This window comes from Lysinibacillus sp. UBA5994 (assembly GCF_002429725.1).
GTDB lineage: Bacteria > Bacillota > Bacilli > Bacillales_A > Planococcaceae > Lysinibacillus > Lysinibacillus capsici.
Genome location: NZ_DJAU01000011.1, coordinates 1 through 19,872 on the forward strand (window position 1 = coordinate 1; position 19,872 = coordinate 19,872).

The 19,872-nt window shown below is 37.6% G+C and carries 11 protein-coding genes; 6 read left to right on the forward strand and 5 right to left on the reverse strand.

Annotated features, from left to right (window positions below; all coding sequences use genetic code 11):
• Together B3D98_RS02350 and B3D98_RS02355 are read left to right on the forward strand one after the other, a co-directional pair.
• Positions 1-426: IDEAL domain-containing protein (locus tag B3D98_RS02350; RefSeq protein ID WP_288580186.1), on the forward strand; the 426-nt coding region annotated here is incomplete at its 5' end.
• 172 nt (positions 427-598) lie between these two features.
• On the forward strand, positions 599-1,429 hold the full coding sequence (locus B3D98_RS02355) for a flagellin (protein WP_288580187.1): 831 nt from the start codon (positions 599-601) through the stop codon (positions 1,427-1,429).
• Positions 1,430-1,469: 40 nt separating this feature from the next.
• Here B3D98_RS02355 and csaB read toward each other — a convergent pair whose 3' ends face one another.
• The 5 genes from csaB to B3D98_RS02380 form a co-directional block, all read right to left on the reverse strand.
• Positions 1,470-2,549 carry a polysaccharide pyruvyl transferase CsaB gene (gene csaB, locus B3D98_RS02360; RefSeq protein ID WP_048395654.1) on the reverse strand — a complete coding sequence of 360 codons (1,080 nt, stop codon included), beginning with the start codon at positions 2,547-2,549 and terminating at the stop codon, positions 1,470-1,472.
• Positions 2,549-4,462, reverse strand: coding sequence for a DUF5693 family protein (locus B3D98_RS02365; RefSeq protein WP_288580191.1), 1,914 nt, complete (start codon positions 4,460-4,462; stop codon positions 2,549-2,551). The genes csaB and B3D98_RS02365 overlap by 1 nt, the downstream gene beginning before the upstream one ends.
• Before the next feature lie 20 nt (positions 4,463-4,482).
• The gene (locus B3D98_RS02370; RefSeq protein ID WP_048395656.1) at positions 4,483-6,039 is read right to left on the reverse strand and encodes a putative polysaccharide biosynthesis protein; all 1,557 of its coding nucleotides are present in this window, start codon (positions 6,037-6,039) and stop codon (positions 4,483-4,485) included.
• The gene (locus tag B3D98_RS02375) at positions 6,036-6,776 is read right to left on the reverse strand and encodes a WecB/TagA/CpsF family glycosyltransferase (protein ID WP_257521129.1); all 741 of its coding nucleotides are present in this window, start codon (positions 6,774-6,776) and stop codon (positions 6,036-6,038) included. The genes B3D98_RS02370 and B3D98_RS02375 overlap by 4 nt, the downstream gene beginning before the upstream one ends.
• Positions 6,777-7,118: 342 nt before the next feature.
• Positions 7,119-8,969, reverse strand: coding sequence for an S-layer homology domain-containing protein (locus B3D98_RS02380; protein WP_288580199.1), 1,851 nt, complete (start codon positions 8,967-8,969; stop codon positions 7,119-7,121).
• Between the two features lie 632 nt (positions 8,970-9,601).
• On the opposite strand from B3D98_RS02380, the gene B3D98_RS02385 reads away from it, so the two are divergent.
• From B3D98_RS02385 to B3D98_RS02400, 4 genes are all read left to right on the forward strand, one after another.
• Positions 9,602-13,477, forward strand: a complete 3,876-nt coding sequence (locus tag B3D98_RS02385) for an S-layer homology domain-containing protein (protein WP_288580202.1) — start codon at positions 9,602-9,604, stop codon at positions 13,475-13,477.
• Positions 13,478-14,326: 849 nt separating this feature from the next.
• On the forward strand, positions 14,327-14,623 hold the full coding sequence (locus tag B3D98_RS02390; RefSeq protein ID WP_288580205.1) for an ATPase: 297 nt from the start codon (positions 14,327-14,329) through the stop codon (positions 14,621-14,623).
• A 732-nt stretch (positions 14,624-15,355) separates the two neighbouring features.
• On the forward strand, positions 15,356-17,248 hold the full coding sequence (locus B3D98_RS02395) for a stalk domain-containing protein (protein ID WP_288580208.1): 1,893 nt from the start codon (positions 15,356-15,358) through the stop codon (positions 17,246-17,248).
• 66 nt (positions 17,249-17,314) lie between these two features.
• Positions 17,315-19,807 (forward strand): S-layer homology domain-containing protein, encoded by a 2,493-nt coding sequence (locus tag B3D98_RS02400; RefSeq protein WP_288580210.1) that lies wholly within the window; start codon positions 17,315-17,317, stop codon positions 19,805-19,807.
• The last annotated feature ends 65 nt before the right edge of the window (positions 19,808-19,872 follow it).

The following is a 19,872-nucleotide window of genomic DNA, read 5'->3' on the forward strand; positions in this document are numbered from 1 at the left end:
AAATTACGTCTCGTATTTGCTTATCAATATTTCTCTATTTTAAAAGAGAATGAGATTTTCCATTTCATTCCCATAGAAGGTAAAGAGATGATCATCAACATGAAGACACAGCAGATTGAAAATTTATCTGAGGTTTTTGTTTTCCAAAAAGGAAATCGCTTTATTCGGTTACCACTTTATCAACTATTGCTTATTACTAATGTTCATGAGCATCTAGCACCAATACTTGAAAGCGCTACACCAAAGCAACAAATTCCGATGGTTTCTACTGTGACGGTTGGTGAAATCGATCAGCTTATTGCAGAGTTAGAGGAGAAAAATTTGGATCATTTGATTGATCAGGCATTACTAGAGAATGATAAAGAACTCTTTTTCGAATTGCTACAGCAAAAGAGCCATCAACTTGGGGGTTTCAAAATTGAATAGATGGAATGTCCAGTAAGCACCTACTTATCATAAATGACAAGCAGGTGCTTTTATTATGTAGTTAATCAACTATAAAATGTTAAAAACGCATAAAAAATTAGAAACCATTTCCAATATTAAGGTCAATAGATGAGATGTTGGACCGATATAAAAACAAGAAGGTGGTGAAATTATGCTTGGTAAGTGGTCAGCAACAGGGATGGCAATCCTGAATAATATGAATCGTCATTATGGGGCGATGAGTAAAGCCATGCTACGAATTTCTTCCGGATATCGAATTAATAGTGCAGCGGATGATCCAGCTGGACTGGCGATTTCTGAAAAAATGCGTGCTCAAATTCGTGGCTTGAATATGGCAGCTAAGAATATACAGGATGGTATTTCGCTTGTGCAGACGGCAGAGGGGGCACTGAATGAGACACATGCCATGATTCAGCGTATGCGTGAGTTAGCAGTGGAGGCAGCCAATGATACATTAACAGATGATGATCGTAAAAAATTAGATTTGGAATTTCAAGAATTAAAAAAGGAAATCCAGCGCACATCAACCGATACAGAATTTAATACGAAGACATTACTTAATGGGGATTATGAAACAAATGGCATCAAGATTCAAGCAGGCGCCAATGCAGGACAGAGTATAGAATTATTTATCAATGGGATGGGGTCCGAGGAACTTGGGATGAAGGATGCTTCTATTGCTACTCGTGAGGATGCGGAAAAAGCTATGTCTTCAATGGATGAAGCCTTAAAACGTGTTTCCAATGAGCGCTCACGTCTTGGTGCCTATCAGAATCGCTTGGAACATGCCTATAATGCTAATGTGAACACGGCAGAGAATTTACAAGCAGCAGAGTCTCGTATTCGAGATGCAGATATCGCAAAAGAGATGATGAATATGGTGAAGGCGCAAATTCTAATGCAAGCAGGTCAATATGTTTTAGCCATGCATATGCAACAGGCCCAGTCCATTTTAAAATTATTAGAAGTAGGAAAAAAATGATGAATTTCAATTAACATTGAAATTCATCATTTTTTAATGTTTATTTTGACAAAGCATCAATTGCTAATTTAGCAGTTGCAGTTGCTTCATCTTGCAATGGGATGACGGCCTGGCGCATTTTTTCTTGAACTGTTGTATAGGATTCAAGAATTGCTACAGCTTGTTCAAACAATGTTACACCATTCCAATCATCAACCTCGACATGACCGATGACAGGCTGATCAACGATATCAGCAAACGCATCAATTTTCGGATCATACGAAATGGCAATAAACGGTGTCGCATAGATTGCTGAGAAAATTAAGGAGTGCAGTCGCATACCTATTAATAGTTGAGATTGACCAATCACTGCGATTTTTTCTTCAATAGATAAATCAGCAGGAGCAATCAAGCTCTTTTCCTTCATAAGTGCTGCTACTTCCTGTGAAGTAATAAAATCATGCTCACCATGCATAGGCAGGAAAACGATTTGCTCACCCTGACGTACTAATTCATCTAGGCTGTGTGCAATTTTTTCCTTGTAGGCAACAGCGGATGGCCAATCTCGAACGCTTACAGAGATATAGCTATCGGCTGACAAAGAGACATTTTCTAGCCACTCACAATGAAAGTCATTACCGTTAAGTCCCATAACAGGATCTGGTACGATCTTTGTTTCTTTTCGCACACCGATCTCTGTTAAAAGAGCTAGAGAGGCTCTATCTCTGACTGTTATTTGTTCGACCTTATTAAAAACTGTACGAACAATAAATTTACTAAGTGGGTGATTAATCGGGCCCATACCTTGGGCGTAAACAAATACTGGCTTCTTCAACCATTTTGCGATTTGAATAACGCCCGCATAGTAAGGAATCGTTTTCATGCCTGTTTGATCCTGCATGAGACTACCGCCACCACTAATCAGTCCATCTGCTGTTTTAAGTAATTGACGAATTTCTTTCATTTTCCAACGGTTAATGGCTTTGACACCATATGTTTGCTCAGTAGCTGCTGGATTATTAGATAATACCGTGATTTCTATATCACTTTGCCACTTTTTTAAAGATTGGATAATGGACAGTAGAATGGCATCATCTCCGACATTATCAAATCCATAATAGCCAGATAAAACAACGTGCATTATGACCACCTCGCGATTGCCTTAGAAACCCAACGATAACCGATTTTGAAGATTAGGATAAACACAAGTCCTACTACAAGACCTAGAGATACACTGTATAGTGTACGTAATACAGAAACAGCTACTGGGATGTGTAGATGAGTAAATGTATTCATGATGGATAAGAAACCGATAACACCTGGTACTAGGAGAATACTTCCCCATTTTCGATTAATACCCATTACATATAACGCTAAAATGAAGAATGGGAAACCAATTAAAAATTCCTTTGTTCTTGGTCGAACATACAATGTATTTTCTAGCCATTGTCTAAAGGCTAATTCCATATCACTTACAGAGCCAGAGTTCCCTGTTCGGCTAATGTAAAATAATCCGACACCTGCCAACACAACGAGTAGTAGCACATGCCAATATTTTAATTCTTTATTTAACAATGTTACCGTATTTGATAAAGAGTTCTTAATGTTTTGTTCAGCTAGTCGGTTTATCTCAATCACTGTAAATAGTAAAACACCCATAATTGGAATAAGATAAACAAGCTTAACCCCTTTAAATACAGCAAAGCCTGTCATAAAGGCATTACCATTCAATAAGCCAATGACAATAACAATGCCAATTACACTAATTGCTACTGCCTTTAAGTATTGGACCAATATGATAGACACCTTCGTAGAACCTTGCGCTGATTTGATGACTGCATAGGTTGGTGCAAGGACTGCAATAATGAGTGCAAATGCTTGTAAAAACAGAGTACTTTTCAGGATAAAGTACGCAATTGCTAGTACAGCCATAAAGCCAGCTGCCGCGATACGAAGAGGCATCCATTTTACTAATTCAGAAATGATAAAGGTAAATAAAATACCTGCTACTAATACGGTTGCTGTGACCCAAGCTGGCACTACTACTTTATCAAATAGCTTTGGTTCACCTGCTTTGAAATGATCTGGCATTGTGTCATGCACACCATTTAAATAATCAATCGTTTCTTCCACATTTTCTTTGGCATTACCTGTTGTTTTAATATGATAGAAAATAGAGCGAATATTACGCTCTTTGACAGCTCGTGTTGTACGGTCAATACTTGCATTTAGCTTTAATTTAGTCTCTCTATTGACATTGATGCTATGCAAACGAATCATATTATAATCCGTCATTTGAGCGATTTTACTTTCGCCTTTAAGTGGGTTACTTTCAATTGTGTAGAAGTAATAGCCAGCATCATTTAATTTTTCAACTAATTGATTGCCGTCTTCTTGGCCAAAACCAATAGCTTCATCACCTTGACCAAGTAAGCGGCCTGCTGAAGCCTCTTTTAAATCGACTAATTGATTGACCAACTTTTCATTAGCTACTTCATTATCCGCATTTTCCACCTTAAAGATGTGAGCTAGTCCATGCTTACTAATCATGTCAATAGCAGGCTGATCATAGCCAATTGGAGTTTTTAAATCAAAATTGTGGTTAGAAGCAGGAAGGAAATAGAAAGCTTCTTCTCCTATTTGTACTTCCTCTGGTTCAACACTCTCCATGATCAGTTTTTGGTAGCTTTCGTTTTCAGGCACTCGAATATAATAGCCGCTATTAGTGATATCAACAGTATCTTTATAAGGTGTAAACAATAATTGGGCTGCTAACTCACTTTCTTTATAAACGGTAATTAGGTTTTGCTTTTCCATTTCCTTTAATGTTAAGGGCTCTAGACTCACAGTATTCAGCCCAGCATCCTTTAAGGAAGAAAGAATTTCATCCATTGTTAGGTCGCTATTTTTTTCTGCGGTTTGTATTTCATCATAGGGAATAACAATCTCATAAGCATCATTCGATTGCTCCGCATTCCACCTCTTCATAATACCTGTAGAGGAAACGACGAGTAAAAGAACAATGATTCCCCAAAGCCATTTCTGTTTTGACATAAGTGTCCTACCTCTCTTATTTATGAAAATCTTTTTCCGATAACAGGGATTTTCTTTAAATCTTGTTTATGAATAGCTTTCATCAGCCATAGTAGAAGGAAGTAAAGAGCTCCACCAACTACGATTGCGACAGTTAGATAGCCCATTGCCGACATTCTTGACCAATGTGTAAAGTCAAGCCAAAGTGTTGGTAATCCAACTGCTGCTCCCATTACAATGGAAGACACAATCATTTTCACCGTATCTTTTCCAAGGACAGTAAAGCGAATCGTACGATAAATAAAGACAGAATTCACAATAAATAACACAAAATACACTAGCAAAGTTGCATAGGCAGCACCATCTAAACCAAATGCTTGAATAAGGAAGATGTTAGAAAAGACCTTAAGGACAACACCGCTCAAAATAATGAGAGCTCCTGTTTTGGCAGCATTCATGCCCTGTAGAATACCTGTTCCTAGCAAAGTTAGTGATGTAAAGACAGAGCTTAGATTGATGATGGCTAACATTAAGCTTCCCTCTAAGTCTTTAAAAAGAGCTAGATTTAAAGGCAAGGTTAAGGCTAGTAGCCCAATCGCAGCTGGCCATGAAATAAGATGTGTCATACGATGAGTTTGCTCAATAATAGTGCGTGTTTCATCCAATTTACGCTCAGCTAGCTTCGTTGTAATCAAAGGCACAAGCGGCAAGATAATTGAAGAAGCAAAAACAGTCGTAATTTGAACTAATGTTAGTCCTCGACCATAAATACCATAAAGGTAGCTAATCTCACTCGCATCTGCACCAGCACTTCTTAAGCCATATGTAACCGTAAAGGAATCTACAAAGTTAAAGAGTGCCATTGTCACAGAACCGATCGCAATGGGAATCGAAATTTTTAAAATGGTTTTACTGTATTTAGAGAAATCCTTACCAGAATATTTCTCCTTACTCGTCACTTTTACCGAAGAACGGAAATATTTAAAGAGTAAATAGAAAAGTGAACCGAGGGCTCCTAATACAGAGCCTGCCATAATTCCACCAGCTACGATATCATTTGAATAATCCATTGCTACTAGGAAATACGCAACAATTAAAATTAATGCAACACGTACTAACTGCTCAATCACTTGAGAAATGGCAGTAGGTCGCATATCCCCAAAACCTTGGAAAAATCCACGATAGACAGCCATATAGGGGGCTACCAGTAATGTAAGGGCAACAATAATTAAGGCAATCTCTGTTGAAGGTCCACCAAGTGCATTCGCTATCTGCTCTGAAAAGCCGTAAATGATTGTAAAACTAATGACGCCAAAGGATAATGCAAGGATTCTTGCAGTCACATAAATTTTCTTAATTTTGGCAGTATCATGACTCGTCCTAGCTTCGGCTATTAGCTTAGAAATAGCGATAGGGATACCCGCAACGGATAAATAAAGTGCTACCATATAAACAGGATAGACAAGACTAAAAATACCAAGTACTTCATCACCAGCAATATTTTGAAGTGGTATACGGAAGATACTTCCGATTACTTTGGAAAGTAAGGTGGCAATCGTCAGGATGAGTGTGCTTTTAACAAATGTTGACTGACTCATTTTGTTTTGCCCTGACCTTTAAGCTTTAATGCAAATACCTTTAAAGCAAAGCGAGGGAGTACAAGCATTCTTCCAAACCGACTCGGCTGGCGTAACAGTCGATAGAGCCATTCAAGATTTAACTTTTGCCAAATTACTGGTGCACGTTTTACAGTACCAGCGATGACATCGAAGGAGCCACCTACACCGATAAATACACCCTTTGAAAATTTTTCAAGGTTTTCTGTTATCCATTTTTCCTGTCTTGGTACACCTAATGCCACAAATACAAGATCAGGCTGTAAAGTTGCAATTTCTTTTGCAAAATCATTATTATTCCAGTCGAAGTAGCCATCATGATAGCCAACGACATCAACGTTTGGATAGTTCTTATGAATATTGGCAACCGTCTTTTCGATAGTTTCCTTTTGAGCACCTAGTAAATAGATTTTAAAATGCTTTTGCTGACCAACCTCTAACAGACGTACCATCGTATCATAGCCAGTTACGCGCTCTGGAAGTGAATCTCCAAGGATTTGTGCAGCCTTAACGACACCAATGCCATCTGCACAAATGTATGTTGCCTGCTTTAAGTAATTCATGACAGTTGGATTTTCATTTGCCTGCATGACAACTTCAGGATTGGCTGTCACAACGAAAGTTTTTTCTTGCTGTTCAATACGATTAACGAGTAAATCAACAAACCCTTGTTGACCAATATGTAAAAAGGGTACGCCCATAATCGTTACATGCCTCATATAGTGTTCAAACCTTTCTGTAATTCCATTTTCACTGCAATCTATCATACCATAAAAGCAATATTGACAGGAAATTTTCGATAATGGGTTTAACGATGATTACCTAAAGTATAGCTCTTATTAGTAACGATTTTTACATGGTATAGCAATTGTCCTATTAAGCTTTTTTAGGACACTATTTTGACGTAGAATTTACTAAATTTTAGGGGGATAGTATGAAAATTATATCCTAAAATTTCGAGTTTCTTCTATTATATAGCGCTTTCATCTCGGTGATAAAAAATGACTAACAAAAAGAGTGCGAATTATCTTCGCACTCTTCTTTTGCGCATCCAATTAAAATCATTTTTTTACAATATAATCGCCATGTACCCAACCCGTTTTTCCGTTGTAAAGCACCTGATACCAGGCACCATTTTTTATAAACTCACCTTTATCGTCTACAACACCGATAATAAAGCCATTCGGTTTAACAGTACCTAAAATAGCACTTGTCGTAGATGGTTCACTTCGAACATTAAGTGTAATGTTCATATTAACAATTTGTAAGCCATTTTCAAGACTCACATAATCATCAATCACCCAGCCCTCTTGTCCATTGACACTTACTTTCAACCAACCACCATTTTCACCAAGAACTTTAAAGGAGGTATCCTTTGGCAAATTCGTAATAATGGAAGCATTATCTGCTGTATTCGGATACGTTCTCATATTGAGATTAATCGTCGTTTTACCTGTTGCTCCAGCTAACCCTAAATCCAATGCGTATTGCTTCGATGGACTCGGTAATGAAGGAGCGGAAGATTGACTTTGGTAGGCAGGCACATCAAACACTAGGTTTGTTGTCGTATGAGCACCAATTAATTCATAAATATCATAAATCTTTTTCGCTTGAATGACAGCCCACATCACATGTGTTGCATACTGGTGGACTGTTGGATTATCAGGATTCCAACGCATTTTATAGAGCGTATCCTGCCCCCTGCTAATATACTGATCCTTTACAAATTGGGCACCGCCGATAATGGCATCCTGAACAGTAAACCAGCCATTTGTATAAGCGCGCTCCGCACCATACTTATTAGCATCGGCATCTATAGCGCCAATACCGTAAGCATTGTAGGTTGTCTTAATAGCAGTTAATTTATCCCGATTTTCTGGTGTTGCTACCATTGGCTTGCCATTTGTATCTAAGCCAACCTCGATCCCTTTAATTAGTGCAGAACCTCCATTGGCTGTTTCATGCAAGGCATGCGAGACTAAATAAATAGCATTAATTTTATTGTCTACACCAGCTTGAATGAAGGCATCCGCTGTACCTGCTAAGCTTCCTTTATTGGCAAGTACTTTATCATTTAGCTCTTTTGCACTCAGATTATTGACGACAGTAGATAATTTTAGGAATTGATAATAAGATGGGCTATCCTGCATAAAGCTTTTTGGGTGTACATAGTATGACACTAGTGCCTCGCTAGCCGTGAAAATGCCAGCACCATCGACCTTTGGATTATTCATTGTTTGTTTACTTACTACAGAGGAGTAATCATATGAGTAATTCGTCGTCATATATTGCTTACCACCTGTCCCAGGCGTCTCTAAATGGATTAAACGATAGAGCACGGTAGCTGCCTCAGCACGAGTTGTTTGAGCAAGAGGCGCAAATTGATTATTTGGCTTCCCAACAAGTAGTCCTGTTGTGACGACAGCTTGTACATCTGCATAGGCCCATTTGGCAATGCGCGCATTATCACTAAAAGCAATAGGGGAGGAAGATGTATTGATGTTTTGATAAGTAAGAGCTCTTTTTAACATAGCCGCCATTTCCTGACGATTAATGTGATTATTCGGATGGAACTTACCTTGCTCGTCACCTTTAATTAGCCCGTGATAGCTTGCTTGCTCGACTACTCCGTAATACCAGTCACCTTTTTTAACATCTGTAAAGGTTGCCTGACTAGAAGCTGCTGGTAAGTTCAGTGTTCTAACAAGAAAGGCTGCAAATTCAGCACGAGTGACAGCATCATTCGGACGATATTGGCCGAATTCATCACCCTTCATTAAATCGTTGGTAATAAGATAGTTCATTTCATGGTAGGCCCAGTGCTTCGAAATATCTTCTGCTGAAGCGGAAGTTGGCGCAAGATATAACATGCCTGCCAGCACGGCCCCGTAAAGAGGAAATTTACGTTTCATTTTTTAAGCTCCCTTCAATAGCTGATATGTTCTATCAAACTATCAAAAGTGTAGCATAAAAAGTGGCAATCTATTATTACAACATGGGGACAGATAGATTAAGCTTTTTATTTAATAAAGAAGAAACTCATAAAGTTGTTGGGGAAGAGGCAGAATTCGCTAAGAAACGCCTTCTATATTTCTGTTTCTTTACAATTATAACTAAAATATTACGGGAGTCTTTAATTTTTGACAATTTAGTAACCATTCCAGAAAATGCTTGGTTATTATTGAGAGTAAGGTATAATAGGTAACGGAACTATATGTTACCAATCCAAATGAGGATATAATTAGTTGTAATTTTAATGGTTTCTATTAAATACCATATTAGGTATGGTAAAAAAATCTTCTATAACTAAATTTATGTCCCAATGCTTGAATTTCGGAAAAGATAGTGTTATATTATTGTAGAAAGTGAATAAGCTTACTAGAATGGTATTCTACTACGCTTTTTCTAGTAAATTTACTAACAAATTTGCTTTAGTTTTGTATTATTCAAGAAAGCTATAATACATACATTTAGGTAACTAGGCGGTACTATAGTTTTCGTTGGATTAATATCAATTTAAGGAATTTTAGGGAGGAATACATTAATGGCAAAGCAAAACAAAGGCCGTAAGTTCTTCGCGGCATCAGCAACAGCTGCATTAGTTGCATCGGCAATCGTACCTGTAGCATCTGCTGCGCAAGTAAACGACTATAACAAAATCTCTGGATACGCTAAAGAAGCAGTTCAATCTTTAGTTGACGCTGGTGTAATCCAAGGTGACACTAACGGGAACTTCAACCCACTTAACACAGTAACTCGTGCACAAGCTGCAGAAATCTTCACGAAAGCTCTAGAATTAGAAGCTGACGGCGATGTAAACTTCTCAGACGTTAAAAAAGGTGCTTGGTACTACAACTCAATCGCAGCAGTAGTAGCAAACGGCATTTTTGAAGGCGTAAGTGCAAACGAATTCGCTCCAAACAAATCTTTAACTCGTTCTGAAGCAGCTAAAGTTCTTGTAGATGCTTTCGGTTTAGAAGGTAGCGAAAGCTTAAGCCAATTCGCTGACGCTTCTCAAGTTAAACCATGGGCTAAAGATGCTCTAGAAACTGCTGTAGCAAACGGAATCTTCACTGGTTCTGAAGAAAACGGCAAATTAAACCTTAAACCAAACGCAGCGATCACTCGCCAAGACTTCGCAGTAGTATTCGCTCGTACGCTTGATCTAGCTGTTGAAACAGTTGACGCTTCAATCAAAGCTATCAACAACACAACTGTTGAAGTAACATTCGACGAAGAAGTAAATGTTGATGATGTAAAAGCAGCTAACTTCAAAATCGATGGTTTAGAAGTGAAAAACGCTTCTGTTAAACAAACTAACAAAAAAGTTGTTGTATTAACAACTGAAGCTCAAACTGCTGATAAAGACTACGTTCTTTCTTATAAAGACGAAGAAATCGGTAAATTCAAAGGTGTTGCTGCTGTAATCCCAACAGCTGTTAAACTTACAACTTCATCTGTACAAGGTGTAATTGGTAACGAAGTAACACTTAAAGCACAAGTTACTGTTGCTGAAGGTCAATCTAAAGCTGGTATTCCTGTAACTTTCAACATCGTTAATGATAAAACTACTAACGATAAAGTAGAAGTTGAAGCTTTAACTGATGAAAATGGTGTAGCTACTTACTCTTACACTCGTTACTACTCTTCAGTTGATTCTGTAACTGCTTATGCAACAAGCAAATCTTCTGTATACTCAAGTGCAAAAGTTTACTGGGCTAACGCTCTTCAATTAACTGTTAAAGACATTACTGAAGCTACAACTTTAGTAAACGGCGCTAAAAAAGTATATGAAATCAACTCTAAAGACAACGCTAATGGTTATGTATTCGTAGCATTCGAAGAAAACCTTGATGTTGCTCCTAACAAAGCTGTAACAGGTGCTAAAGTTGAAGGCCTAAACACTTATGTTTTAGATTCAGCTGGTAAATTAACTGCAACTACAAATGTAAATGGATACCCATATGCATACACTACAGGCGGTAAAGCTGTAACTGCAGTTAAATTAGATGGCAATGGTAAAGCAAACTTAGTTGTAACTGGTAGCAATGCTGCAGTAACTCCAATCGTTTACTCTAAAGGTTTTGTAGATGCTACTAAAACTTTAGTAGGTGTAGATGCTGATTACTCTGCAACAGCATTACAAACTAAAGCTTCAACAGTTAAATTCGAACTTAAACATGAGTTAGGCTTAACTATTCAAGCTGAAGGCGTTCAAAATTCTGCAACTTACTTAAATGATACTGAAACTGGTGGTCGTGATTACACAGTAACTTACACTGATAAAAATGGTAAAGTTGCTGCACCAGGTACAAAAGTAAAAGTTGCTATCGATACTAAAGGTGTTAACGGTACATTACATGTATTAGATGCTGACAATAAAGAGCTTACTTATACAACTTCTGCTACTACTCCAGGTACTCGTTACTATGAAGTAACTGTAGAAAAAGAAGGTAAAGCTAAGTTCACTGTATCTAGCACAAACGTTAATGACTATGTAACTCCAGTTGCATTCATTGACAACGGTAAATCAACAGCAGCTGGTGCATTAGATGCTGACGATTTACAAGCTCAAGGCGAAATTACTTACTTCGTAGCTGACGTAACATATGCGGCTAAATTATCTGCTGTAGATGCAGCTGGTAAAGAAGTAAAAGCTGTAGTAGCAAACGGTGTTGAGTATGCTGACTTTGTTTACTCTTTAGTTGACCAAAATGGTAAACCACGTCGTTCTAAAGATGGTAATGCTACAACTGTATCATTTGAAGTTAAAGCTGGTACGGGTACTGTAACTGTTGATGGTACTACTGTAATTCAACCAGGTGGAACTAAAACTGTTAATGCTACTATTCCATCAAATGGAACAAAAGCAAGCGTACGTGTAGTAGCTCAAAACCCATCTTCAGTAACTGTAAGCGCAACTGGTTCTCGTGCAGGTGTAGTACTTCCATCTACAAACCCAGCATCAGTAGCTGTTGACTTCTCACAATACGGTACTGCTGAAGTAACTGGCGTTGCAACAAATGTAAACACTGCATTAGATGTTCTTACAATTAAAAATGTTGTATATACTTATGCTGATGCTACTTATAAATACAATGGAAACAAAATTGATGTAGCTACTTTTGAAAATTACATTAAAGCAAACACAGCTACAGTTTCTATTACAAAAGATACTGATGGTAAATTCACATTTAACGTAATTGACACTGCTACTGGTGTAAATGGTATTGTAGCTCAACTTAACAATGCTCCAACATTAGCTGGAAAAGAAGCAATTGTTAAAGCTAACTATCCTGAATTATCTGCTGCTCAAGTAACAGCATTTGCAACGGATTTACAAACTCGTGCTACTACGCAAGCAATTACTGCATCAAGCTTATTAGCTGACTATAATGCATTGTTTGTTTCTGTTAAATCAGCAGTAGCTTCAGATTCTGATGCTGATGGTAAAGCGGATAAACTTTCTATTACATTCAGTGAAGCTGTAAATGCAGCAAATGTTGAATCTTTAGTTTCTAACTTCACATTAACTAATGGTACAGTAGCTGTTCCAACTCCAGTTAATGGTAATGGTACAACATTAACATTTGACATTACTGGCGCAACTAGTTTAGCTGTTGGTACATTAACTGTTGCTGGTCATGATACAACTAAGGTTGAACAAGCAGGAGCTGTAAAAACTCTAGTTAAAGGCTCAGTTTCAGTTACTCCTGCGACAATTGTTACTAATGTAACTGCTGCGACTGCTGCTAAATCTGCACCTGGTGTAGCTGGCGTGGCTGAAGCAAAAGAATTAGTAATTGGTACAACTAATGCTGGAGCTTCATCAGCTAAAGTACAAATTGCTGCTACTGGTTTCAATAATGGTGTAGCTAAAGATGTAACATTCTCAACAAGTGCACTTGATACTGCTGCTCAAGTATTGACTAAAGCTGAGGCTGCATTAAAAGCAGATGCTGCAGTTACTGCATTCTTTAATGTAACTACTGATACTAATAAATTAGTACTTACTAAGAAAACTGTAGGTGCTGCTGATACTAACTTCAACTTCTTAGTTACTGATAATGCTACAACTACTCAAGCTACTGCTGTAGCTGGTGTTACACCAACTGCTGCTGTTGCAGGTGCTTATACATTAACAATTGCTACTACTGGTGCTACTAATGCAGGATCTGTAGTTGTAAACATCAAACGTGGCAATGTTGATCATAATGTAACTGTTGCTGTTTCAGCAGGCGATACAGTTAATACAATTGCTACAAATGTATTAACAAAATTACTTGCAGATAACGCAGTGACTAACTTATATAATGTAACTGCTGGCGCAACTGGAGAAATTATCTTCACTGAAAAAGAAGCTGGTTTAATCGGTACTGCAACAGGTAATGTTACTGAATCCACTATTACAATTAAATAATTTGTAATATACTTTAAAAGTTCTATAGGGGATTTCCCTTATAGGACTTTTTTTGTTGTACAATAATCTTTATTGGGGTATTCAAATAATTTCGCAATATAAAAAGCACAAATTCACACTTTTAATATACTTTAATTGTCTAGATACAAGTAATAAAAGGGTTTGGGTGCTGTATGAATTTGAACAAAAATATCTCAGGGTTTAAAGATGTAGAAATTATAAATAATGAAAAGTTGGAAAGTGGCTTTTTTAGAGAATTAAAGACTACATTTATTGTGTGAGTAGGTGCTCCTTTAAGAATTAATAACCCGTAATAACACACACTTCAAATAGTTAATATATTATTGATACAGAATTTTAAAAAGGCTGGGACAGAACTTGATTAAATTGATAAAACAATAAAAATGGATGTTAACTTTTTAACCTCAAGAAGTTAAATATGCCTTCCTAAATCAAAAAAATGTTAAACCAATTGTATCTTGGTCTAACGTTTTTTCTTTTTGTCCCAGCCTCTTTTTATGTTTCAGGAGGAGTTCATATAGAGGAGAAACATTTTGTACCTGTAAGTAAAAGGAAGTTTAAAGAATGAAATCATTATAACGTTTTATAGAAGGTATCAGTAAGTTAATAGGAAAGATAATCTCAATTGACGAAGTTGGTTATGAATCTCTTCAGTTTGAGAAAGAAGAAATCGATGAAACAATAATTCCAACAGAAATACTATCACCTTAGAACCTGTAGTGACAACTTCAGTAGATTATACAGAAGCAGAGGGGAATTATTATATGTAATTATCTGTGTCTCGTGACGAATTTGGATTATCACCGTATGAAGTGTGGTTAATTAATAGTGAAGACATTCTCAATGTTTTTGCAGGCAATGATGATGATGTATGCTAGGCGATATGTGCAAATACAGGTGAATGGTGATACCTTCTACAGAGATAAGAATGTCATCGATTATTACGGGAAATTTCTAACTGAGTCACTAGAACCATTTGAGTTTGTAGAAGAAGTAACTATAGAAGTAGATGAAATACTTTACTTGGTCAATCGAATACAAGATGTAAAACTCCGTAGTATCATCCGTCAATACATTGCCTATTTTGAGAAATTACTATTAGGGAATGAGCTGGTTTTAAGTTGAACTCACGACATTTCTAATGGAAAACTGGCGACATAAGTAAATGTTTATAGCATAGAAAATGAAAAGTTCAAGTAATACATAGCATGTGTATTTTTGTATGCCTAAAAATTGGTGACTTTAACGCTAGTTATCCCGATGTAACAACTAGTTTTTGGAAGGAAGAGAGATTAGAGTTTAAGAAGAACTATTAAAAATTGTACTAGTGGCAATTGTTACAGTCGTAATAGATCACGTGTTAAGCGAAAAAGATTTGCTCATCTTTTCTTTTTGTAAGTAATCTAAAGAAGTGGTCCACTAAAAATGAAGAGGTAGGGGATTATTCTACAACCTCTAGCGATGCTATGTAGGCTACAATTTTTATATTTCAATTGCTTTTGGGATTATCCAAAAGTAATGTAACTTTTTTTGAAATAACAAGTCTAATTAAGAAAATAGCTTTAACGTGTGTACTAGTGCATTCAATTTTAGAATTACTTCTCAAATACTATTTATATATAGATCGAATTGAGTTTGATAAAAAGCCAGTTTTAGAATTCTTTATCAAGTATTAAAGAGTTTAATAGTAAATGATCACGGTATTTTGGAATATCATTTACTTTATATGAAGCTTTGGAAGGAAAAAGAATAGCACCCTAGTACCAAATTCTACTCTTTTCGATATAAATCCCACATTTTAGGGGTTTTTCGTGTTAAGATGATAAAGACTATTGTAAGAGGAAAAAGGAGATTAAGATGTTTAAGAAACTAAGGACTACATGTATTGTATCAGCAGTTGCGTTGGCTACGATTTTGCCAGGACAAGCGTCTGCATCAGCGACTAGTAACAATGGAATTCAGATAAAAAACAATGTTTCGATTACGATTAATGGAGAGACGATTCAAGTCAATGATCCTATTTTAAATAAATCGGATTTCTTATTATTACCAATGCGTGCATTGTATGAAGCGGTTGGTGCAAGTGTGGATTGGGATAAGGAAACGTTGACGGCATCGGCGATTCGCAATGGTAAGATGGTTGATTTAACAATCGATTCGAATAAGGCTTTAGTAGATGGTCAAGAGGTTGCAATGGATGTTGCGCCATTTATGTATAAAGATCGTACCTACATGCCATTACGTTTCGTCAGCGAAAACTTTGATGGAGTTGTTAATTGGGATGAGGCTACTCAATCGGTGGATATTACATTATCAGATGAAACAACAGCACCACCGCAGGAAGACCCATATATCTTACATATCAATAACAAACGTATTGTCATGAAAGATCCGATTGTTTCAAAGGATGGAAGAACCTATTTACCTGCTAGCTATATTTATGATTATTTAGATGATTCATCTGGTACTTGGCAGCCTGATGGTTCCTTTGAATTGTTAATTGGTGGGATGAGCTTTATTTTCAATGATAACAGCAATCAGGCTTTGGTTAATAATGAAGCAGTGACAATGATCGAAAAGCCATTTATACAAAAAGGCAAAATGTACATTCCTGCTAAGTTTCTTGTGGATACATTAGGTGGAAATTTACGTTATATCACAGAGAAAAAAGAAATGTATATTTATGTTTACCGTTATATGTTTACAAGCCCCTTCCTAGATAAATCATATGGCACGACGTCATCACCCGAGGCTGTTCCTTCTGCTCGTTTAGAGGGGGATCGTGATTTATTTATTAGTGATAATCCCGAAACGTTAACACGTAAGCTTGTGCCAATGAATAATGCGACGCTTGCCCAATATGATGTCAAACCAACTGCGGCAACGAATAAGCATCGTGTCTTTGGCTGGCATTACAACACATTAGGTACGGACGTCAATCTTGGCATTACCGTTCAAAACAAGTCTACGACAGAGAGCATTAAAGTGACTGACTCGAAGGGCATTAGCCAAAAAACGGGTAATAGCTGGGTAGGTCATGACCTAGGTTTGTCAATTGCGGACGCTACTTTAAATAACAAGCTTCAAAAATCAGAAAGTAGTGGTATTGTCATTGCACCAGGGGAAACAAAGGTCATTGAAACATACGATTTACACTATGATTATATTATCGGCTTTTTACATGATTTAGATATTCAAGCAGTCAATGGTGGAAAGCCAGAGTATACGATTCGTACTGTGCTTTCAAAAGATAATACAGATTTAACAACAATCCAATCAGAACAGGTTGCGGTTGATGAGTATGCGAAACATCCAAGGGGTGCTTGGCCAAGTGCTACCATTCTAGCAGAGCTACCAGCCTATACAGTAGATACTCCAGAGGTAGGCTATAACATTTCCAATGGCCGTACAGACCATTTACAAACGGCTGAAAATTCATTTTCTCAAATCAATGGTGCTGTAGGAAACCCAGGTCACTTCGGTATGAACTATAAAGTATCCATTCCTGTTGTCAATCCAACAGGCTCTACAAAAACGATTAAGCTGAAGTTGGCTGGTCGAGGAGGATTATACAGCGGAGCGATTAAGGTGAATGGCAAAGTGTATTTAGTGCCTTCTTTAAGAGTAGGGGCAGAGTATGTTGAATTACCAGATTTCAAGATGAAGGGTTCAAAAGATACGATTGAATTAGAACTAATGCATGCTGGTGGTGTGAATCTTCCAGTAGCGATTTATGTAGAAACAAAATAAAAAAGTCACTGGCACGGGTCATGTGACATGGTACGTGCCATACTTTGAATTAATTCGGAGTGAAAAATGGCAAGAAAACTAATAACGATTATTGTAGTCCTATTCATGCTTACACTAACAGTTAGCCCCATCAATGGACAAGCTGCTGGTTTAGGCAATAAAGTCAGTGAAGTTAAAACAGAAGTTTCACCACAGGTAATACATTCACAGCAAAACTATACGTCAGGTTCGATACGACAGTTTGTAAATGTTTTAGATGTAAATTTAAATAATACATATACAAAACTAGAAATTGGTATGCCAAATCCTATTAATTCATTAAAAACAACATCAGCGATGGCCAAGCAAAACACATATGATGGGCATCGTGTGGTTGGGGCTGTCAATGCCTCTTACTTTTTAGGAAATGGTATGCCTGCGAACTTGTTAGCAGAAAACAATGAAATTGTGAACTATGGTATTTTGGGAGATACATATGATAGCCCAACACAAAAGCCAGTTGCATTTGGTTTATCGAAATCAGGGAAAGCTATTGCAGATTATTATTCTACGAATCTAACTTTCCAAGTGAATGGCAAAAGCTATCCTATTGATCTTATTAATAGTGAACGAGGAACAAATAAAAACGTTTTATATACACCTGAGAAAAAATCAACAGGGACAAATACATGGGGGGTAGAACTCGTTGTGTCGGGCGCTAGCCAAGATACAAGTACCTTGCATTTTGGTGATCAGTTCTCAGGTACAGTATCTCATGTAACAGCTTACGGAGCAGAAGGTAACTCTTCTGTACCAGCAGATGGCTTTGTTATCTCTGTCCAAAATAAAGAGTTAGCCGCTGAATTAAGTAGCATTACAGCAGGTACAAGCGTGGATGTCAGCTTATCAATCGATCAAAAATGGATGGATGCACAGTTCATCTTAGCAGCTGGACCAATGCTTGTGCGTAACGGCAAAGTGGATATTTCTATGCCAACGAATTCAGGGTTTGCTTCTACACGTAGTCCACGTACAGCAGTAGCTATAGATGCTACAGGTACAAAGGTATCTCTTGTAACTATTGATGGTCGCATAAGTGGTCATAGTAATGGTGTTAATTTATCAGATTTAGCTGCTCATTTAATTTCAGTGGGTGCTTCTTCGGCTATTAACCTAGACGGAGGCGGCTCTACAGCAATGGTGGCGCGTAACCCAGGAGGTTATTTCGCCAACCTAGTGAATAGACCGTCAGAGGGTAGTGAACGTCGTGTATCTGCCATTTTACAGGTAGTGAATACAGCGCCACCAGGGAAAGTAAAATCAATTACGTTAAGTAGTGTTGGTCAGGTAATGAAAGGTTCTTCTGTAGATATGCAGGTTGTAAGTGCCTATGATCAATACTTGAATCCAATGACCATCAACCCAGCAAATATGAACTGGACAGTTGAAGGTAATATCGGCAAAATGGATGGTGCAACCTTCACAGCAACACAAAAGGGTGAAGGAAAAATTATTGGCGAGTATGAAGGAATTCGTACGTCTACAGCTGTGAAAGTAGTAGATCTAGCAGAAAAACCTATTGTACTAGATAGCTTTGATAATACGTCATCTTGGACAACAGAAGTGGCGAAAGCTAATGCTTCATTAGCAAGCTCTAAAGAGTATGCTAGACAGGGAACTGCTAGCTTACAATTAAACTATGATTTCACAACAGCAGGCACAGGTACAAAAGCAGCCTATATGGTTGCGAAAACACCAATTGCTATTTCAGGGCAGCCTAAAAATATCGGTCTTTGGGTATTTGGCGATGCTGGTAAGCATTGGCTAAGAGGCGTTGTGATTGATGGTGCTGGAGCTAAGCATACAATTGATTTCACAAGCCAGGGCGGTTTAGACTGGAGTGGCTGGAAATACGTGACGGCAGATATTCCAAGTGATCTACCACAGCCACTAAAATTCGAGCGTTTGTATGTTGCTCAGCCAACAGCTTCTCTTCAAAAGAAAGGTCAGCTGTATTTCGATCAATTACAAGCCGTTTATAAAGATAATCATGAGGAATTAGTTTATACAGATGTAACAAAAGGACATTGGGCATTTTCCGAAATCCAAAGTCTATATGATCAAACCCTTATTAAAGGATACTCTAATGGAACATTTAAACCAGAGGCATCCATTACACGTGCCGAGGCAGCTACGATTATCGCTAGAGCTTTAAATCTAACTACAACGAAGGATTCTAGCTTTAAAGATGTGAGTAAGAGCCATTATGCATACAGTGCCATTGCCGCAGTTGAGCAGGCTGGCATTATTAAAGGGCAAGAGGCAGGGAAGTTTAATCCAAACGGACAGCTTTCACGTGCTGAAATGTCTGCCATTTTAACAAGGGCCTATAAATTAACGGGTACAAGCAAAGTAAGCTTCTCTGATGTGAAATCAACACATTGGGCATACAGCCATATCCAAGCACTTGTGGCAAATGATTTAACTGGCGGCTTCCCAGATAACACATTTAGACCAGATTCACAAATTACACGTGCGCAATTTGCAAGCTTCTTAAATAGATGTTTATCATTAAAATAAAAATGACGAATCCCCTGTAGTAATCTACAGGGGATTTCTTTTGTAAATCAGAACCACCAGTCTAA

What these genes read in the sequence shown, in the direction of transcription:
- B3D98_RS02355 (WP_288580187.1), top strand. Translation starts at nt 599, where the DNA reads ATGCTTGGTAAGTGGTCAGCAACAGGGATGGCAATCCTGAATAATATG.
- csaB (WP_048395654.1), bottom strand. Translation starts at nt 2,549, where the DNA reads ATGCACGTTGTTTTATCTGGCTATTATGGATTTGATAATGTCGGAGAT.
- B3D98_RS02365 (WP_288580191.1), bottom strand. Translation starts at nt 4,462, where the DNA reads ATGTCAAAACAGAAATGGCTTTGGGGAATCATTGTTCTTTTACTCGTC.
- B3D98_RS02370 (WP_048395656.1), bottom strand. Translation starts at nt 6,039, where the DNA reads ATGAGTCAGTCAACATTTGTTAAAAGCACACTCATCCTGACGATTGCC.
- B3D98_RS02375 (WP_257521129.1), bottom strand. Translation starts at nt 6,776, where the DNA reads ATGAGGCATGTAACGATTATGGGCGTACCCTTTTTACATATTGGTCAA.
- B3D98_RS02380 (WP_288580199.1), bottom strand. Translation starts at nt 8,969, where the DNA reads ATGAAACGTAAATTTCCTCTTTACGGGGCCGTGCTGGCAGGCATGTTA.
- B3D98_RS02385 (WP_288580202.1), top strand. Translation starts at nt 9,602, where the DNA reads ATGGCAAAGCAAAACAAAGGCCGTAAGTTCTTCGCGGCATCAGCAACA.
- B3D98_RS02395 (WP_288580208.1), top strand. Translation starts at nt 15,356, where the DNA reads ATGTTTAAGAAACTAAGGACTACATGTATTGTATCAGCAGTTGCGTTG.
- B3D98_RS02400 (WP_288580210.1), top strand. Translation starts at nt 17,315, where the DNA reads ATGGCAAGAAAACTAATAACGATTATTGTAGTCCTATTCATGCTTACA.